This window comes from Methylobacterium sp. 10 (genome assembly GCF_000519085.1).
Classification (GTDB): Bacteria; Pseudomonadota; Alphaproteobacteria; order Rhizobiales; family Beijerinckiaceae; genus Methylobacterium.
Map to the genome: position 1 here is coordinate 2277797 of NZ_KI912577.1, position 18781 is coordinate 2296577.

The 18781-nt window shown below is 64.4% G+C and carries 17 protein-coding genes and 1 other RNA gene; 10 read left to right on the forward strand and 8 right to left on the reverse strand.

From position 1 onward, the window contains the following. Window positions 1-34: 34 nt before the first annotated feature. The 4 genes from K368_RS0110465 to K368_RS0110475 form a co-directional block, all read right to left on the reverse strand. Window positions 35-355, reverse strand: coding sequence for a YbaB/EbfC family nucleoid-associated protein (locus tag K368_RS0110465; protein WP_027172367.1), 321 nt, complete (start codon window positions 353-355; stop codon window positions 35-37). A gap of 60 nt (window positions 356-415) precedes the next feature. Continuing rightward, window positions 416-2266: a DNA polymerase III subunit gamma/tau gene (locus K368_RS0110470; protein WP_027172368.1), complete on the reverse strand. Its 1851-nt coding sequence runs from the start codon at window positions 2264-2266 to the stop codon at window positions 416-418. Between the two features lie 87 nt (window positions 2267-2353). Continuing rightward, window positions 2354-2450: signal recognition particle sRNA small type (gene ffs, locus K368_RS25940), an RNA gene on the reverse strand. 56 nt (window positions 2451-2506) lie between these two features. Beyond that, a complete protein-coding gene (locus tag K368_RS0110475) occupies window positions 2507-2770 on the reverse strand; it encodes a PepSY domain-containing protein (RefSeq protein ID WP_027172369.1) in 264 nt (87 codons plus the stop codon). 145 nt (window positions 2771-2915) lie between these two features. Here K368_RS0110475 and K368_RS0110485 point away from each other — a divergent pair, with 145 nt between their 5' ends. After that, on the forward strand, window positions 2916-4451 hold the full coding sequence (locus K368_RS0110485; RefSeq protein ID WP_027172370.1) for a YifB family Mg chelatase-like AAA ATPase: 1536 nt from the start codon (window positions 2916-2918) through the stop codon (window positions 4449-4451). 15 nt (window positions 4452-4466) lie between these two features. Here K368_RS0110485 and K368_RS0110490 read toward each other — a convergent pair whose 3' ends face one another. Both K368_RS0110490 and scpA read right to left on the reverse strand, forming a co-directional pair. Further along, window positions 4467-5900, reverse strand: coding sequence for a mannose-1-phosphate guanylyltransferase/mannose-6-phosphate isomerase (locus K368_RS0110490; protein ID WP_027172371.1), 1434 nt, complete (start codon window positions 5898-5900; stop codon window positions 4467-4469). Window positions 5901-6076: 176 nt separating this feature from the next. Next, entirely contained in the window at window positions 6077-8242 is a 2166-nt protein-coding gene (scpA, locus tag K368_RS0110495; RefSeq protein ID WP_027172372.1) for a methylmalonyl-CoA mutase, read from the reverse strand. Between the two features lie 207 nt (window positions 8243-8449). On the opposite strand from scpA, the gene K368_RS24330 reads away from it, so the two are divergent. Both K368_RS24330 and K368_RS0110505 read left to right on the forward strand, forming a co-directional pair. Further along, the gene (locus K368_RS24330; RefSeq protein ID WP_245259554.1) at window positions 8450-9355 is read left to right on the forward strand and encodes a DUF817 domain-containing protein; all 906 of its coding nucleotides are present in this window, start codon (window positions 8450-8452) and stop codon (window positions 9353-9355) included. 74 nt (window positions 9356-9429) lie between these two features. Beyond that, window positions 9430-9630 (forward strand): hypothetical protein, encoded by a 201-nt coding sequence (locus tag K368_RS0110505; RefSeq protein WP_027172373.1) that lies wholly within the window; start codon window positions 9430-9432, stop codon window positions 9628-9630. A 220-nt stretch (window positions 9631-9850) separates the two neighbouring features. Here the strand turns inward: K368_RS0110505 and K368_RS0110510 are convergent, their stop codons facing one another. Beyond that, window positions 9851-10066, reverse strand: coding sequence for a hypothetical protein (locus K368_RS0110510; RefSeq protein ID WP_027172374.1), 216 nt, complete (start codon window positions 10064-10066; stop codon window positions 9851-9853). A 424-nt stretch (window positions 10067-10490) separates the two neighbouring features. On the opposite strand from K368_RS0110510, the gene K368_RS0110515 reads away from it, so the two are divergent. The 3 genes from K368_RS0110515 (at window position 10491) to K368_RS0110525 (ending at window position 12678) form a co-directional block, all read left to right on the forward strand. Further along, the gene (locus K368_RS0110515; RefSeq protein WP_027172375.1) at window positions 10491-11624 is read left to right on the forward strand and encodes a trypsin-like peptidase domain-containing protein; all 1134 of its coding nucleotides are present in this window, start codon (window positions 10491-10493) and stop codon (window positions 11622-11624) included. A gap of 86 nt (window positions 11625-11710) precedes the next feature. Beyond that, window positions 11711-11968 (forward strand): hypothetical protein, encoded by a 258-nt coding sequence (locus K368_RS0110520; RefSeq protein ID WP_027172376.1) that lies wholly within the window; start codon window positions 11711-11713, stop codon window positions 11966-11968. Further along, entirely contained in the window at window positions 11965-12678 is a 714-nt protein-coding gene (locus K368_RS0110525; protein WP_027172377.1) for a DnaJ domain-containing protein, read from the forward strand. The genes K368_RS0110520 and K368_RS0110525 overlap by 4 nt, the downstream gene beginning before the upstream one ends. Window positions 12679-12824: 146 nt before the next feature. Here K368_RS0110525 and K368_RS0110530 read toward each other — a convergent pair whose 3' ends face one another. Next, entirely contained in the window at window positions 12825-14315 is a 1491-nt protein-coding gene (locus K368_RS0110530) for an SPOR domain-containing protein (protein ID WP_027172378.1), read from the reverse strand. A gap of 301 nt (window positions 14316-14616) precedes the next feature. Here K368_RS0110530 and K368_RS24335 point away from each other — a divergent pair, with 301 nt between their 5' ends. The 4 genes from K368_RS24335 (at window position 14617) to K368_RS0110550 (ending at window position 18781) form a co-directional block, all read left to right on the forward strand. Beyond that, the gene (locus K368_RS24335; RefSeq protein ID WP_245259555.1) at window positions 14617-14961 is read left to right on the forward strand and encodes a phasin family protein; all 345 of its coding nucleotides are present in this window, start codon (window positions 14617-14619) and stop codon (window positions 14959-14961) included. 314 nt (window positions 14962-15275) lie between these two features. Then, a complete protein-coding gene (clpS, locus tag K368_RS0110540; protein WP_245259556.1) occupies window positions 15276-15722 on the forward strand; it encodes an ATP-dependent Clp protease adapter ClpS in 447 nt (148 codons plus the stop codon). A 23-nt stretch (window positions 15723-15745) separates the two neighbouring features. Further along, on the forward strand, window positions 15746-18226 hold the full coding sequence (clpA, locus tag K368_RS0110545; protein WP_027172381.1) for an ATP-dependent Clp protease ATP-binding subunit ClpA: 2481 nt from the start codon (window positions 15746-15748) through the stop codon (window positions 18224-18226). Window positions 18227-18505: 279 nt separating this feature from the next. Next, window positions 18506-18781: a hypothetical protein gene (locus tag K368_RS0110550; protein WP_027172382.1), complete on the forward strand. Its 276-nt coding sequence runs from the start codon at window positions 18506-18508 to the stop codon at window positions 18779-18781.

Consider the following 18781-nt stretch of genomic DNA (forward strand, 5'->3'; position numbering starts at 1 on the left):
TCGGGATCGGGAGTTTCCGCCGTCTGAGCCGGCTTCAGAAGAGCTTCAGGCCGGGCGGGATCGGCAGGCCTTTGGTCAAATCGGCCATGCGCTCCGCCGCCACGCCTTCGGCTTTGCCGCGCGCATCGTTGACCGCGGCCACGATCAGATCTTCCAAGATTTCCCGCTCATCCGGGATCAGCAGGCTCGGATCGAGGGTCACTCCCTTAACGAGACCCTTGGCCGTCATCGTCACTGAGACGGCCCCACCGCCGGAGGCGCCCGTCACCTCCACGAGGTCGAGCTCAGTCTGAAGACTCGCCATTTTCTCCTGCATGGCCTGAGCCTGCTTCATGATTCCCATGAGGTCGCGCATGGCGTGAGATTTTCCAAAGGGTTGCGGGGAACGTGATCTGGGGTGGTGCCTGCGGGTACTCTACGATTCGTCGTCCGGTTCATCGCCGCCTGAGATCTCCGGACCGGCGAGGTCGACACTGTCGGCGATCTCGACGGGAGGAGCCTTGTCCCGCACATCGACGATCTGAGCACCGGGAAAGCGCGCCAGAACCTCCCGCACCAGAGGGTGGGCGGCGGCGTTCTCATGGCGCGATTCGAGGGCGGCGCGAGCCTTGTGGGCGAGGGTCGGTTCGCCCGCCTCCTTCGAAATCGCGACGATCCAACGCTGTCCCGTCCAGGCGTCCAGGGACCGGGCTAGATCGTTGGCGAGGCTCTGACGACCGCCGTCGGCGAGACGGAATTCGATCCGCCCCTCCTCGAAGCGAACGAGATGGACCTCCCTTTCGAGAGCCATCTTGAGGCCGATATCGCGCCTTTCGTCGGCCATCGCCACGACGTCCTCGAACCGCGCCAGCCGGGGTGTGGTCGAGGCGGCGGGAACTTGCGGAGCCGGCGACGGCACGAGGGCCGCCCGGACGCCGCCGCTGGCGGCCAGGATCAGGGCCGGACGCGGTGGCGGTTCCGCCGATACAGAGGGCGTGGCGAGGGCGCTGGGGGCGGGCGGGGAGGCGGAGGGTGCCGCGAGCGTCTGAGGTGCCGCCAGAGACTCGGTCTTCAGTTGCCTCAGCGCCTCGTCCGGTGTCGGAAGGTCGGCAGCATAGGCGAGGCGCACGAGCGCCATCTCGGCGGCAGCCAGCGGCCTCGCGGCGACCTGAACCTCTGGGATGGCTTTCAGAAGGATCTGCCACGCCCGCGACAGGGCTCTAACCGAGAGCTTGGACGCGAATTCGCCACCCCGGCCGCGCTCGTCGGCGCTGAGGGTCGGGTCCGCGGCGGCGGCCTCGGGCACCAGTTTCAGGCGCGTGACGAGATGGGTAAAGCTCGCGAGATCCGACAGGATCACGGCCGGATCGGCACCGGCCTCGTACTGGCCGCGCACTTCCGTGAAGCTCGCCGGGACGTCGCCACGCATCACCGCCTCGAAGAGGTCGACAATCCGCCCTCTGTCGGCGAGGCCGAGCATATCGCGCACGCTCGCCCCGGTGACGAGACCGGCTCCATGGGCGATGGCCTGATCGAGGAGAGAGAGCGCATCGCGCACAGAGCCCTCGGCAGCACGAGTGATCGCAGCCAGTGCCTCCGGTTCCGCCTCGACGTTCTCGGCGGCGCAGATCCGGGCCAGATGCGCGACCATGGTGTCGGCCTCGACCCGGCGCAGATCGAAGCGCTGGCAGCGCGACAGGATCGTCACCGGAACCTTGCGGATCTCGGTGGTGGCGAAGACGAACTTGGCGTGGGGCGGCGGTTCTTCCAGCGTCTTCAGGAAGGCATTGAACGCCTTCTCCGAGAGCATGTGGACCTCGTCGACGATATAGACCTTGTAACGGGCCGAGACCGGCGAGTAGCGGATGCCGTCGATGATGCCGCGCACGTCATCGATGCCGGTATGCGAGGCCGCATCCATCTCCAGCACGTCCATGTGCCGGGATTCCATGATGGCTTGGCAATGGCGCCCGAGCTCCGGCATGGAGATGGTGGGGCCGGTATCGGGATGGCCGTCGCGGAGGTAATTGAGGCCCCTGGCGAGGATGCGGGCCGTCGTCGTCTTTCCGACGCCTCGCACGCCGGTGAGCATCCACGCCTGCGGAATGCGGTTGGCCGCGAACGCATTGGCGAGCGTGCGAACCATGGCACCCTGGCCAATCAGATCGTCGAAATTCTGCGGGCGGTATTTACGGGCCAACACCCTATAGGGCGCCGCCGCCGGCACGGGCTCTGGAAAGCTCGGCAGGCCTGGAAGATCGCTCGGTGTGCCGGAAGTCGCGTCCATGCCGCCTTGCGTGGTTCGAGCGGCCCCGGGTCGGGGGAATGCCGCCACGCGGGGCCTCGGACAAGTCGATCGGTGAAAATCGACGAAGGTGGGAGGCTGGACGAAGACCCGCTCGGTCTCGTTAGGGCTGCTTCCTTCCGGACCTGACCCGGTTGGCGAGTGAAACGTCCCTCGCCAACCTCCCGAGCGCTATATGGCCGGCGCTTTGGCGTAACGCAAGCGCTGGAGAAGGCCAGACCTCTATTCCGCTTCGCGGGTGGTGATGGCGAAGGTCTTGGGGTCGAGCTCCAGATCGAACTGCTTGCCGTTGGCGTCGATGGCATCGTCCACGTCAATCTCGTGATCCTCGACCTCGATCTTCTTCCACTTCACGAAGCCTTCCTTTTTCAGCGTCGCCTCGATCTTGGTGAGTTCCTCAGGCGTCGGTGCCCGGTCGGCAAAGGCAGTGCCGGTCAGGGCGAAACCGAGAGCAATGGCTGCGAGGCCGGCGGTCTTGATCGACATGGACATCCTCTTGGTCAGAAATCAGACGGTTGCGAACGGCGGACTCCTGCCGGAGTTCCATGACAATTCCGCAATGGCGCACGCGCTGGTTGTCACGGGCGCCGGCGCACCCTAACCTTGGCCTTATCCTCAGAGGCTCGAAACTATGGTCACCCGCGTCGCTACCGTTGCCTTCGAGGGAATCGAGGCGCGCGCCGTCGACGTGCAGGTGCAGATCGCCCCGGGGGCCGTCGTGTTCATGGTTGTTGGGCTAGCAGATAAGGCGGTGGCGGAATCTCGGGAGCGCGTGCGATCGGCTCTGATCGCATCTGGATTGGCGCTTCCGGCAAAACGCATCACCGTCAACCTCGCTCCGGCCGACCTGCCGAAGGAAGGGTCGCATTACGATCTGCCCATTGCGCTCGCGGTGATGGCCGCCATCGGCGCGATTCCGGCCGATGCGCTCGCCGGTTACTGCGTCCTGGGCGAGTTGGCCTTGGATGGTACGATCACGGCCGTGAACGGCGTCCTGCCCGCCGCCATGGCGGCGAATGGGCGGGGGCTCGGTCTGATCTGTCCGGCGGCGACGGGGCCTGAAGCGGCTTGGGCCGGTGGCGACATGGACGTTTTGGCCCCACGCTCCCTGATCCAGCTCGCGAATCATTTCAAGGGCAGCCAAGTCATGGCACGCCCCGAGCCGGCGGTGGCCACGACAACGGGACAGTTGCCGGACCTCCGCGACATCAAGGGGCAGGAGGGAGCCAAGCGCGCCCTGGAGATCGCCGCCGCTGGCGGCCACAACCTCTTGATGAATGGCCCGCCCGGCGCGGGCAAATCGATGCTCGCGGCCCGGCTTCCCTCCATCCTGCCACCACTCGGGCCCCGCGAACTTCTCGAAGTCTCGATGATCCAGTCGGTGGCCGGTGAGTTGAAGGGCGGCGCGCTGTCGAACCGCCGGCCGTTCCGGCAGCCCCACCATTCGGCGTCGATGGCGGCGCTGGTGGGGGGCGGAATCAATGCCCGCCCCGGCGAGGCCTCGCTGGCACATGGCGGCGTGTTGTTTCTCGACGAGCTTCCGGAATTCACGCCGCAGGTGCTCGATTCCCTGCGCCAGCCATTGGAGACCGGCGAGGTCATGATAGCTCGGGCCAATCACCGGGTGACCTACCCCGCGCGGTTCCAGCTAATTGCCGCCATGAATCCCTGCCGGTGCGGTCAGGCGTTGGAACCGGGTTATGCCTGCCGGCGCGGCCCCAACGACCGCTGCGTCGCGCAATACGGCGCGCGTATCTCGGGGCCCCTCCTCGATCGCATCGATTTGCGGATTGAAGTTGGTGCCGTCACGGCGGCCGATCTGATCCTGCCTCCTCCGACCGAAGGTTCGGCGGAGACAGCGGCACGAGTGGCGTCGGCAAGGGCGCTGCAAGCCGCACGTTTCGCGGCGCACGGCCTGACGGGCGTCATCACGAACGCGACCTGTCCGGTGCCGTTGATCGAGGAGATGGCGGCGCCTGATGCGGACGGTACGGCTCTGATCCGCAACGCGGCGGAGACGATGCGCCTCTCGGCTCGAGGCTTCCACCGCGTGCTGCGCGTGGCGCGAACCCTGGCGGATCTCGACGGCGAAGAGCGGGTGCGCCGCCTCCATCTCGCCGAGGCCCTGTCCTATCGCGGCCGGGTCGAGCGACCCGTAGCCGCTTGAGCCCGACCGTCGCGCCTATCGTCCGTAGATGTCTTCGACGCGGATGATGTCGTCCTCACCGGTATAGGATCCGACTTGGACCTCGATGAGTTCGAGGGGGATCTTGCCCGGATTCGTGAGGCGATGCATCGAGCCGATGGGCAGGTAGACGGCCTCGTTCTCGTGAACCAGCACGACGCGATCATCCACGGTGACCTCGGCGGTGCCGCGCACCACGACCCAATGCTCGGCCCGGTGGAAATGCTTCTGCAGCGAGAGCCGCCCACCCGGCGTCACCATGATGCGCTTCACCTGGAAGCGCTCGCCGATGTCGATGCGCTGGTACCAGCCCCAGGGGCGGAACATCCGGCGATGCGCATCCGCCTCGGGATGGGCCTTCTCGCGCAGCTGCGTGACCAGTTCCTTGACGAGGCCGGCTTTGGCCTTCGAGGTGACGAGGACGGCGTCCGGGGTCGAAACCACGACGATGTCGTCGAGACCCACCACGGCGGTGAGGTGCTCGCCTTCACTGTGCACGAGGCTGCCGCGGGTCTCGACGAGTTCGACGCGACCGCGCACGGCGTTACCCAACGCATCACGGGGCAACACGTCCCAGACCGCGTCCCAGGTACCGACATCGGACCAGGGGAAGGAGACCGGCAAGACTCCGGCGCGATCAGTCCGCTCCATCACGGCATAATCGATCGAGGTCTTCGGCGCGCTCGCGAAGGCGGTGGCATCCAGGCGCAGGAAGTCGAGATCGGTCGACGCCTTATCGAGCGCGGCGCGGGTCGCGGCGAGGATTTCCGGAGCATAGGTCTCCAGCTCGGCCAGCATGACGTCGGCCCGGAACAGGAAGTAGCCGCTGTTCCACAGCGCACCGTCGGCGATCAGGCTTTCCGCTCCGTGACGGTTGGGCTTCTCCACGAAGCGACCGACCTCATAAGCCCCTTCGACCCCGTCGATCGGCGCGCCCTTGCGGATATAGCCATAGGCAGTGGACGGTGCGGTAGGCTCGATCCCGAGCGTCATGATCCGACCGGCACGGGCCCCAACGGCGGCGGCGCGCGCAGCATCCACGAAGGCAGCCGTGTCGCCAATGACGTGATCGGCAGCCAAAATCAGCACCACCGCTTCCGGGTCGCGCCGGGCGGCATGGAGGGCGGCGACCGCGACGGCCGCGGCTGAGTCGCGACGCTCGGGCTCGAGTACGATGTCGGCTTGGACTTCGGCCTGAAGCAGTTGCTCTGCCACGATGAAGCGGGCATCGCTGCTGGTGATGATCGTCGGCCGCGAGAAGGCGGTTCCATCCGCGACCCGCCGGGCTGTGTCTTGGAAGGTCGAACTATCGGCATTCACGAGCGGCGTGAACTGCTTCGGCATGCTCTCGCGGGAGGCAGGCCACAATCGCGTACCGGAGCCACCGCAGAGGATAACCGGATGTATGAGGTCGGATAATCCTGAGGCCATCGGCGTCAACTCACAATTTCAGGTTCGGTACGGTGCCAGGAAATACGACCTTGCTGCGCCGCAACCAACCCGGTGCGGAGCAAAATATGCGACGGACGCGATTAAGGCAGGCGGTGAGCGTCCGGCAATAGTTCTGGGGCTACCCTCAGGAATGCCGATGGAGCAATGCGGTCACCCTATTCAGCGGCCTGCCGGGCGTTGTAGCCGAGCCTGCCGTTCAATTCCTCGATCAGCTTCACTGCCGCATCAGCAATGACCGTGCCGGGCGGAAAAATTGCTGATGCACCAGCGGCATAGAGCGCCGGATAGTCACCCGGGGGGATCACGCCGCCGATTACGATCATCACGTCGCCGCGTCCCTGTTCGGTCAGCGCCGCCTTCAATTCGGGCACCAGCGTCAAGTGGCCGGCGGCAAGAGACGAAACGCCGACAATGTGGACGTCGTTCTCCACAGCCTGTCGTGCGGCTTCGGCGGGAGTGGCGAAGAGAGGTCCGATATCCACGTCGAAGCCGAGATCGGCGAAGGCCGACGCAATGACCTTCTGGCCACGGTCGTGGCCGTCCTGGCCCATCTTGGCGACGAGGATGCGCGGGCGCCGCCCGTCATTCTCTTCGAAGGTCTCCACGAGCTGACGAACGGTCTCGACCACCGGCGACATGCCACCCACCTCTCGCTTGTAGACGCCCGAGATCGAGCGGATCTCGGCGCGGTGACGGCCCCAGGCCTTCTCCAAAGCGTCGGAAATCTCTCCGACCGTGGCCTTGGCCCGTGCTGCCTCGACGCCGAGCGCCAGGAGATTGCCCTCTCCCTGAGCCGCCGCGGTGAGTGACGCAAGGGCCGCATCGACATCGGCCTGATTGCGCTCGGCACGCAGTCGCTTCAGCTTGTCGATCTGGAGCATCCGGACGTTGCCGTTGTCGACGCGCATCAGTTCGATGGCACGGTCGTCGTCAGGCTTGAACTTGTTGACGCCCACGATGGTCTGGCGACCGGAATCGATGCGGGCCTGGGCCCGCGCCGCCGCTTCCTCGATACGGAGCTTGGGAATGCCGGCCTCGATCGCCTTGGCCATGCCGCCCAGTTCCTCGACTTCGCGCAGGTGCTCCCAGGCGCGGGCGACGATGTCCTGGGTGAGCTTCTCCACGTAGTAGGAGCCGCCCCATGGATCGACGATGCGCGTGGTGCCGCTCTCCTGCTGCAGGAAGAGCTGGGTATTGCGTGCAATGCGGGCGGAGAAGTCGGTGGGGAGTGCGAGCGCCTCGTCGAGGGCATTGGTGTGGAGCGACTGCGTCCCGCCCTGTGTCGCCGCCATCGCCTCGATGCAGGTGCGGGTGACGTTGTTGAATACGTCCTGCGCCGTCAGCGACCAGCCGGATGTCTGGCTGTGGGTGCGCAGGGGCAACGACTTGTCGGTTTTCGGCTCGAATTCCTTCACGAGCTTGGCCCAGATCAGGCGCGCCGCCCGCATCTTGGCGATTTCCATGAAGAAATTCGTCGATATCGCCCAGAAGAACGACAGGCGCGGAGCGAACTTGTCGATGGTGAGCCCAGCGGCGAGACCCGCCTTGATGTACTCGACGCCGTCGGCGAGCGTGTAAGCGAGTTCGAGGTCGTTCGTCGCCCCGGCCTCCTGCATGTGATAGCCGGAGATCGAGATCGAATTGAACTTCGGCATATGGGCCGAGGTGTAGGCGAAGATATCGCCGATGATCCGCATCGAACCCGCCGGCGGGTAGATGTAGGTATTGCGGACCATGAACTCCTTGAGGATGTCGTTCTGGATCGTGCCCGCGAGCTTCTCGGGTGGCACGCCCTGCTCCTCGGCCGCCACGATGTAGAGGGCGAGGATCGGCAGCACCGCACCATTCATCGTCATCGAGACGGTCATCTCGTCGAGCGGAATGCCAGAGAACAACGTCCGCATGTCGTAGATCGAATCGATCGCGACCCCGGCCATGCCGACATCGCCCGAGACGCGCGGGTGATCGGAATCGTAGCCACGATGGGTAGCGAGATCGAAGGCGACCGACAGGCCCTTCTGTCCGGCGGCCAGGTTGCGCCGGTAGAAGGCGTTCGAATCCTCGGCCGTGGAGAAGCCGGCATATTGCCGGATCGTCCAGGGCTGGGTCACGTACATGGTCGGATAGGGCCCGCGCAGATACGGCGCGACGCCGGGATAGGTGTGAAGAAACTCGACGCCCTTGCGATCCTCCGGGCCGTAGACGCCTTTGACCGGGATGCCTTCCGGCGTCATCCAGGGTTCGCCCGTCGGCGGGACGGGCGCCACGAAGGCATCTGCCGCGTAGGGGACGTTCGCGAAATCGGGGATACGGGACGTCATGGGATCGGACTCGTGCGGCGGCGTTTGGCGAAGCATTATAGTGAAGCACCGGCTTCGGGCTATCCCTCTCAAATCCATTTTGAAGATGAGTGCTGATTCCGCCTCCGGCGATGCCGGTTTTCCAGCGGAGCACCCGTGCGATCGATGAGGTCGAGCATCACGCCCGCCTACGCTAAGTCAGGCTGCGCCACCGCCGGAACAGCCATCGTGACAGACATCCCGACCAAGAGTGCCGCTCGCGCCTGGCCGCCCATCGCGCGTTTCGCCGGCCTCGAGGCACGACTAGGCGCCTGGGTTCTCGCGAAGGGGCCGATCGCGGCGGGACTCTACGAATTCCTGCGGTTCGGCATCAAGCAGGGATGGGCGTGCATGTTTGGCGGATTGCTGTGTGCTCTGCTCATCGCGAGCTACCTGTTTTATCCGGCGCACACGGCGATCAGCCGATACGATTTTCTCACCTTGTCGGCCGTGGTGATACAGATGGCCCTCCTCGCCCTGCGCATGGAGACCTGGGAGGAGGCGAAGGTGATCGCGCTCTTCCATGTGGTCGGCACGGTGATGGAGATCTTCAAGACCGCTGTCGGATCTTGGATCTACCCGGATGCGAGTCTGTTCCGCATCGCGGGTGTGCCGCTCTTCACGGGCTTCATGTATGCGAGCATCGGCTCCTACATCGCCAGGGTATGGCGCCTGTTCGATTTCCGCTTCACCCATCATCCCGGCAGCGGCGCGACCCTCCTGTTGGCCGCGGCGATCTACCTGAACTTCTTCACCCATCATTATGTCGTGGACATCCGCCTCGGTCTGTTCGCGTCGACGGCCTTGTTGTTCGGGCGAACCTGGGTGCATTTCAAGGTCTGGCGGGTGCACCGTAAAATGCCGCTTCTCCTGGGCTTCCTACTCGTCGCCCTGTTCATCTGGTTTGCCGAGAATATCGGCACAGGAACGCGGGTCTGGCTCTATCCGAATCAGGCATCGACCTGGGCTATGGTCTCCTGGCAGAAACTCGGCGCCTGGTATCTGCTGATGATCATATCCTACGTTCTGGTCACTCTGGTGAACAAGCCGCAGTCTTATCAGGAAGACCACATCGACCGACGCGATTCCAAATAATATTGAATGGCTTTCTTCAGAATTTGACAAGATCGAGTAGGCTATGCCCGGCCGAGCCTTGAGGAACCCCAGTCATGAGTGATTCCATCGCCGGCCTCGCGCAGTCGATCGTCTCAAACCAAAGCGCTGCGACGCGGGAGTCGATGCAGACGACCTTCATACGCAAACAAGGCGAGAGCGATCGGGCCATCGCCCAACTCCTGCAACAATCCGCCGATCAGCAGAAGGCCGTCCTTCCCGAAGGCCAAGGCGCTGTGGTGGATCGGCAGGTTTGAATCCCGGTCATCCATCTGCGATAGCGACCGATGATTGCCCGCATCAGGGCGGGCGATGCCACGGGACGTGTCATGCGACCCGCCAAGGGCTGATAGCGTGAAGGACAGTCGGGTCCAGTTTGCAAGTTGATAGCAACATCGGCTGCGCGGCGCGGGCGGTTCCGCGCCAACGGCTAGATCTCTCAGGCCTCGTCAGGAGGCCCCGAGAGGCCGCATCACCTTAGTTGAGATAGGTTCGGATCCAGTTGGGCGATAGAATTTCGCCTTCCTCGGTGATGATCCACGGCTGCTTTGCCGGGTCGGTCAAGGCGCCTGCGGCGGCCTCGATCGCCTCGCGAAGGGTGCCGTAGCGCGCGGGCTGGGCCAGCGGCGACGGGACGGGGGTGGTCCGCCAGATCGTCAGATCGGCAGGACGTTCGAGGGCTTCGGTTTCCATGACGATGTTTTCCTTGAACCTGAGAGGGTCGTTCCCCGCGGGTCTGTGCAGCTGAGCCAGCATTCGTTGCAGCCAGCGCGGGACGTGTTTCCGTGAGAATGGAAGCATCTCTAGGGCAGCTTTGCGATCAATTTGGGCATTGCCATGATGAGTATGGCAGACCCGATCCTTTATCCCCCGCCTTAAGCATCATGTTTTGGACACAAAGCTTGAAGCGGCTACCCTAGGACGCCCTGTTTTTATGACGAAGAGTTGAGGGTGACAGTGCTGACTGAACTTGTAGCTTGAACCTTGAGACGGAACCGTGTGCCCGCGCACCCGGATCGTGCCGCCCGTCAAAACAGTTGAACGGAGATGGGTGACCGACCAGTTAATGCGACGGACGCAGTCCAGAATTTTTCCAAAGCTGTGAAAGGGATGTGACATGTCGGATCGCTTCGGCCGCATCGCGATCACGGCGGCCCTGATGCTCATGGCCTTCTATGTCGGGCAGCCCTATTTGGCGGCTCTCCTGTTCTCGGCTGAAACCCCTCGGGCGATCACGGCGCGGGGGGATCTAGCGCCGGCCGAAGCGTCCACCGCGACCTTGTTCGAGCGTGCGAGCCCATCGGTCGTCCATGTCTTCGCCCAGGCAGCCGCCCAGGGACGCTCCCTGATGAGCCCCGACTCCGAAGAGGGCGAAGGCGGCAACGGTGCCCAGACTGGCACAGGCTTCGTCTGGGATGGCGCCGGGCATGTGGTCACCAACAATCATGTAGTGGCAGGCGCTGCACAGCGGGGTGGGTCGGTGTCCGTCCGCCTCTCTTCGGGGGAAGTTCGTCCGGCCACGATCGTCGGGACTGCTGCGAGCTACGACCTCGCGGTGCTTCGCCTCGGCGGCACCGGGGCGGTTCCGCCGCCCCTAGCCATCGGTACCTCGGGGGATCTCAAGGTCGGGCAAGCTGCCTTCGCCATCGGGAACCCGTTCGGCCTCGATCACACTTTGACGACGGGCGTCATCAGCGCGCTTCGCCGACGGCTCCCCACGGGGGAGGGGAGGGAGTTGTCAGGCGTCATCCAGACCGACGCCGCCATCAATCCCGGTAATTCCGGCGGGCCGCTCCTCGATTCCGCGGGGCGTCTCGTTGGCGTGAACACGGCGATCTATTCTCCCTCGGGCGCTAGCGCCGGCATTGGCTTTGCGATCCCCGTGGACGTGGTGAACCGGGTCGTCCCCGAACTCATCCGCAACGGCCGCACCCGCAATCCCGGCATCGGCATCATCGCCGGGCAGGAAGCCACCGCAGCTCGCCTAGGCATCGACGGCGTCGTGGTGCTACGCGTCCTGCGCGGATCACCGGCCGCAGAGGCCGGATTGCGCGGTGTCGATGTCCAAACCGGCACGATCGGCGATGTCATCGTCGGAGCGGGCGGTCAGCCGGTGCACCGCCTTGCCGACCTCACCGCCGCGATGGAGGCGGCGGGCATCGGCAAGACCGTCGATCTGGCTGTGGAGCGGGATGGCCGCATCCGCAAGGTGAGGGTCACCACGGCAGATGTGGCGGAGACGCGGCAATGAGGCTTTCCCGATCCGGGCTGTCCCATCGGCCGTTTCCGGTGCAGTAGGGTCGGAACACGCCGCACGAGATAACGCAAGACACCGCAATGACGACGATGGCCCGCCTGTCCCGATCCCTCGTCTGCGTCACGCTGGCGCTCGGCGCGTTGCCGGCCGAAGCGAGGGAAAGGGCGCTGCGCCTCTGTCCGGAGGATGCTCCCGAGGGAACTCGCCTGTCGCCCCCCGGCCGTTGCCCGGATCGCAGCGCTGAGCAGGCCGGATTGTCGAGCGGTTCCCACCGGATCGGCGACGTCCATATCAGGATCGGCGGACGAGTCGCGCTCGACCACGACATGCGCCGATGACGATCCTCGCCGCCCTCGTAGCCCTGTTCATCCTGTGGTGGTACGCCAAGACCGCCAGGCCCCATCTCGTCCGGCGCTTGCGCGGGCTGATCACGCCGCGTGTGGTGAGACGGGTCGGCGGCTACGTCTTGCTCGCCCTGGCCGGCGTAGCGGCGGTTCGCGGCCGGATCGAACTCGCGATCCTGTTCGGGGGCGTCGCGTTCTGGTTCCTCGACGGCGTCGATGCCGTGGTGGTCCGGCTGCGCGGCCTGTTCAGGCGTGCATCCGTCACTCGTCCCACGATTGTGCTGTTCGAGGTGATGCCCGACGGCCGGACCGCTGACGGCATCGTCCAGATCGGACCCTATGCCGGGCGGCGCCTGTCGCAGCTTCCAGAAACTGCGTTGATGCAGATCCTCGCAGTCTGCCGCAAGGTCGACCGCATCGCCGCCCGCCGTTTAAAGACATATCTCGACGGCAGAACGGCCGCCGGGCGTGTAGACACTGAGAGAGATTCCGACGCGCGGTCGCGCCGTCCGCCGGACCCAGGGGCGATGACGCAGGAGGAGGCTCACCAGATCCTGGGGCTTCAGAGCGGGGCGACCCTGCAGCAGATCCGCACGGCTCATCGCACGCTCATGAAACGGTGGCATCCCGACCAGGGAGGAACGGTCGAGGGGGCGTCGCGCATCAACGCGGCCCGAGACAGGCTTGTGAGCCGACATCGCTGATACTCCACGCGCGTTGCCAGGAAAATGCTCGATCGGACCCGACCGGCGAACAGCCGACGGGGTTCGGAGAAGGCGCGAGGAGCGTCGTCACCGATATCAGGAGGGCTCCGGCATCCCGAAGGACGAAGCCCTCACCATGGCGGGGTTCAGCTTCGCGTGGCGAAGCAGTTGAAGCCGTTGCGCTTCAGGGCCGAGCAGGCGTCCTGGGCGGCTTCCTGTTCGCTGAAACCCGAGAACCGGGCCCGGTAGAGTGTAGCACCGCCATGGTCGACCCTGACGGTGTAGGGCGAAGCTTTGGAAAGCGCGCTTCCGGCCCGGCTGCGGGCCTCGGAAAGCATCGACTTCGCCTTGTCCTCATCGTCCATGGCGCCGAGCTGGATCACCCAGGCAGTAGGCGTGACGCGGCTCGTGGACGCTGCCTTCGGGGCGGGCTCGGGCCGGGCGCCATCGACCGATGCGAGACGTGCATCCGACTTGCCGCTGGGCGAAGCCTTGGCTCCGGGGAAAGCAGCAGACGCACTGGTTGGGGCATAGGCCTGAGCCGAGGCGGGGAGGGCGCCGCTCCGCCACTTGGCACCGGCGCTTCCGGGCGTCGTGGTCTGGCGTGGGCTGATGTCGAGGGGCTGGGTTGAGGCGGTGGTCTCCACCTCGATCTCCTCGTCGTCGGCCGAAGCGACTTGGGTCCGCGTCCGCGACGTGGCGTCCGCCACCACAGCCGGACGGCCACGCTCGGCGACTTCCGTCACCGCCGGGGCCTGGCGGTTGCCGGCATAGGCGCGCGGCAGGTTCGCCCGGACGAGATCGGCCATGATGCGGTCGCGGCTGGCGCCGGACTTGCCGCCAAGCACGATCGCCACAATCTGACGGTCGTCGGACTTGGCGGCGGTCATCAGGTTAAAGCCCGAGTCGCGGGTATATCCGGTCTTGATGCCGTCCACGCCCTCGACATTGCCCAGTAGGCGGTTGTGGTTGCCGATGACCCGACCGCGGAACGCGAAGGAGCGGGTCTGGAAATACTTGTAGTAGCGCGGGAAGCGGTCCTGGATCGCCCGGGCGAGGATCGTCAGGTCGCGTGCCGTAGTGATCTGGTCCGCGTCGGGCAAGCCCGAGGCATTGGCGTAGTTGGTCCGGGTCATGCCCAGGGCCTGTGCCTTGCGAGTCATCATCTCAGCGAATTTCGGCTCCGAGCCGGCAATGTTCTCGCCGATGGCGCAGGCCACGTCATTGGCCGATTTCGTCACGATCGCCTTGATCGCGTCCTCGACCTCGATCGTCGAACCGGGCCGGAGACCGAGCTTGGACGGCGGTCTGGCGGCGGCGAAGGCAGAGATGGTCAGGGGCGAGTCGAGATTGAAGTGGCCACGCTCGAGTTGTTCGAACAGCATGTAAAGCGTCATCACCTTGGTGATCGACGCAGGGTGGCGGAGGGAATCCTCGTTGACCGCATGCAGGGTGCGGCCTGTCTTCACGTCGATCACCATGGCGGCGTAGGGCGGATTATAGCCCCCGCCGCCGCCACGGTGATGGTGGCCGCGCCGCGCATCTGCGGGGGAGGCGATGGCCGATAGAACGGCCGCCGCCGCAATAAGGGCCGGCAGCCCATGGGTCGTCCGGGAGCGACTCGGAACGCTACGCATCGCGACGGGGTGTCCTCGACAACCGACCCCGGGGATCGGCTTGCACTGCATCATCACTGCAAGGCCGGCGAACGTGCCGCCGTGCCCTCGCAACATCTGTCAATCAGGCTAGGTCGACGCGGTTACGGCCCGGTTAATGGCTCAGCATCAATTTGATTGGTCATGCTGCGATGCAACATAAATCTTGACGATCTATGGTGCATTGCACATAACGCTGGGGTTGGTCGATTCCGCGGGTCGGGGAACCGGCCTTGTCGACATCCGGCCACAGAGGAATGCCCGAAAGGGTATCTCGCATCCCATGACTTTCCAGCCTTTCGACAAGATCCCCGCCTTCGACAAGTCCGGCATCGATTCGGTGATAAAGAGCGTGTCGCTCGTCGCCCGGACGAACCAGACCGTCGGAACCGAGATGGCGGATTTCACCAAGCAGTCCTTCGAGCATGGCACCGCCACCCTCAAGAAGCTGACAGAGGCCAAGACCCCTCAGAGCGCGCTGGAGATCCAGGCCGAGTTCATGAAGGCGTCCTACGAGCGCCTTGTCGCCCAGGTGAAGCTCGTCGGCGGCCTCTATGGCGAACTCGTCAAGGAAATCGGCAAGCCCCTCGAAGGTCTATCCAAGGCCAAGCTTCCCGTCGCGAACTGAGCGCCTGCCCGGCGTCAATGCTGGCTCCACTCGGGAAATAGACGATTGAGGGGTGATCGAGCGCGACTCGATCACCCCTCTTTCGTGTGAGATGGCACCCGTCGGCGTCGTGGGATAACCATATGCCTCCTGCGGCCGGCGGCTCTGGCACGGTGTGCCGGACAAGTGCGCGCAGGCGACTGGCGAAGTCGGGAAACGGCCTATAGATTAGCGGAGAAGCAGGCGCACGGCGCTAGCGTGCAGTCGGTAAGCCGGTCGGTTCTTGCAATCCGTGTCCGGACTCCGCTGCTACAAATGGGGTCGATGCTATTCAGATGTCCGACGACCCGATGCGTTGTCTGGTCTCTCCCAAAACGGATCATGGCGGTTTCGCCACGATCGCCGGGCGTGATGGCGCGATCTCCTTCGATTCTCCGGTGCCGCGGGCAGCCGGTCCCATAGGTCCGGGTGGCAATGACGACGGCCGTTCGGGGACGGCGATCATCACGCGGACCAAGCCCAAGACCAAGCGGCCAAGCCTTTACCGCGTGCTCCTTCTCAACGACGATTACACGCCGATGGAGTTCGTCGTGCACGTGGTCGAGAAATTTTTCAACAAATCACAGTCCGATGCCTACCAGATCATGATGCACGTGCATCAGAACGGCGTCGGCGAGTGCGGAATCTTTACCTACGAGGTGGCGGAGACCAAGGTGACGCAGGTCATGGACTTCGCGCGCAAACACCAACATCCTCTCCAGTGCGTCATGGAAAAAAAATAGGCACTTCACACGAGGACCCGCTTTTGCCCAGCTTCTCTCGCAGCCTAGAACAAGCTCTCCACCGCGCCTTGGCGCTAGCCGGCGAGCGCCGGCACGAATATGCGACGCTGGAGCACCTGCTCCTCGCCCTGGTGGACGATCAGGACGCGGCCGCTGTCATGCGTGCCTGCAACGTCGAAGTCGACACGCTGAAACGCAGCCTGGTCGAGTATGTGGACACCGAACTCGCCAACCTGATCGGCGACGGGCGCCAGGACGCCAAGCCGACGGCTGGTTTCCAGCGTGTGATCCAGCGCGCGGTCATCCACGTCCAGTCCTCCGGCCGGGAGGAGGTGACCGGGGCCAACGTGCTCGTGGCAATCTTCGCCGAGCGCGAGAGCCACGCAGCCTATTTCCTGCAGGAGCAGGACATGACCCGCTACGACGCGGTCAACTATATCAGCCATGGCATCGCCAAGCGTCCTGGTGCATCCGAGCCGAAGCCAGTTCGTGGCGCTGAGGAGGAACCCTCGACCGAGCGGCCAAGTGGCGAGGAGACGGACAATCGCACCAAGAAAAAGGGGGACGCCCTCGAGGCCTATTGCGTCAACCTCAACAAGAAGGCCCGCGACGGCCGGATAGATCCGCTGATCGGGCGCGAGAGCGAGGTCCAGCGCACGATCCAGATTCTTTGCCGCCGGCAGAAGAACAATCCGCTGCTCGTGGGCGACCCCGGCGTGGGCAAGACCGCCATCGCCGAGGGCCTGGCGCGTAAGATCATCAACAAGGAAGTGCCGGAAGTCCTCATCGACGCGACGGTGTTCTCCCTCGACATGGGCACGCTGCTCGCGGGCACGCGCTATCGTGGGGACTTCGAGGAGCGTCTAAAGCAGGTGATGAAGGAGATCGAGGCGCACCCGAACGCGGTTCTCTTCATCGATGAGATCCACACGGTCATCGGCGCTGGTGCGACTTCGGGCGGTGCGATGGATGCATCGAACTTGCTCAAGCCCGCTTTGGCCAACGGCTCGCTCCGCTGCATCGGCTCGACCACCTACAAGGAGTACCGTCAGTACTTCGAGAAGGACCGCGCCCTGGTGCGGCGCTTCCAGAAGATCGACGTCAACGAGCCGTCGATCCCGGATGCGATCGAGATCGTGAAGGGGCTCAAGCCCTATTTCGAGGAGTTCCATAAACTCAAATACACGACCGAGGCCGTGAAGGCCGCCGTGGAGCTGTCCGCGCGCTACATCAACGATCGGAAGTTGCCGGACAAGGCGATTGACGTGATCGACGAGACAGGCGCCTCGCAGATGCTGGTACCGGAAGCCCGCCGCAAGCGGACGATCGGCGTGAAGGAGATCGAGGCAACCATCGCGACGATGGCCCGAATCCCGGCAAAGACCGTCTCGAAGGACGATGCGGCGGTTCTCAAGAACCTCACCGAGAATCTGAAGCGTGTGGTTTACGGGCAGACGGATGCCATCGAGGCTCTTACCTCGGCAATCAAGCTGGCACGCGCCGGCTTGCGCGATCCGGACAAGCCGATCGGCTCGTACCTGTTCGCCGGGCCGACTGGTGTCGGCAAGACGGAAGCAGCCAAGCAGCTCGCCTCGTCGCTCGGCATCGAAATGATCCGTTTCGACATGTCGGAATACATGGAGCGCCACACCGTCAGCCGTCTCATCGGCGCTCCGCCCGGCTATGTCGGCTTCGATCAGGGCGGTCTCCTCACCGACGGGATCGACCAGCATCCGCATTGTGTTTTGTTGCTGGACGAGATCGAGAAGGCCCATCCCGACCTGTTCAATATCCTGTTGCAGGTGATGGATCACGGTAAGCTCACCGATCACAACGGCAAACAGGTGGATTTCCGCAACGTCATCATCATCATGACGACCAACGCGGGCGCGTCGGACATGGCAAAGTCTGCCTACGGCTTCACCCAGTCTAAGCGCACGGGAGACGACGTGGAGGCGATCAACAAGCTTTTCGCGCCGGAATTCCGAAACCGCCTCGACTCGATCATCTCTTTCGGACACCTGCCGAAGGACGTTGTCGCCAAGGTCGTCGACAAGTTCGTGCTCCAGCTCGAAGCACAGCTTGCCGACCGCAACGTCACGATCGAGCTCTCCGACGAAGCTCGCGAGTGGCTGACCGAGAATGGCTATGACGAAGCGATGGGTGCTCGACCCATGGCGCGCCTGATCCAGACCACGATCAAGACACCGCTCGCCGACGAGGTCCTGTTCGGACGCCTCAAGGATGGTGGTGCGGTCCGGGTGGTGCTGAAGAAAGCCGAGGAGGGCGTGACGCTAGCGCAGAAGGATGCGCTGGCTTTCGAGTTCCCTGCCGGACCCGTCACGCCCAAGCCGGAGAAAGACGTAACCAACGCTGGTGCCGGCAAGCGCAAGCGCAGCCGGACTAAGGCGTCGCCACGAAAGAAGGATGAGGCGAAGAAGGACGACAAGGGCGGATCGGGCGGTGTTCGCACAGTGCCGAAGGTGCCTCTCGTCCGGGCCTAATTTTACCGACACTCAGTCGAGCGGGGCGCGTCATCCTTGCAAGGAAGGCGCGCCCCGTTCGCGTTGGGTCTTCAAAAACACAAACTGTGGTCGACATGCGCGAGCCCAATCGATAGCTAGCGCGTTCGAATGAGTGCATCAGCGCCCGTTCGGTCGTGACACCTGCGAGGGGGCTCGCCGAGCGACGTCACATGCTTCGATTTCCGGTGCCGGCTCACGCCGTGGCGGGAAAAGGCGGATGTGATCGTCGAAGCCACTCGCGACACCAGGGGAGTATCCATGAGCGATCTGCAAGAGGGCCCCCTGATGCCGCTCTCGAGCCAGGGCACGCATGTACCGGCTCGCCCGCAGAAGCTGACGCGGCGTGAAGAGCGCAGACGCCGGCGCATACGTCGCCGCCGGGGCGAGGAAATCCTTGGTTGGATCCTCGTTCCGATCATCTGCTACGGGATATACTGGGGTATCAGCGCCGGCTTCGACGTGCTCGGCACCACCCCGGGCACGGTCTGGGACCAGTTAATGCAGGTCAAGCAGATGCTTGAGAAGAAGGTCTGA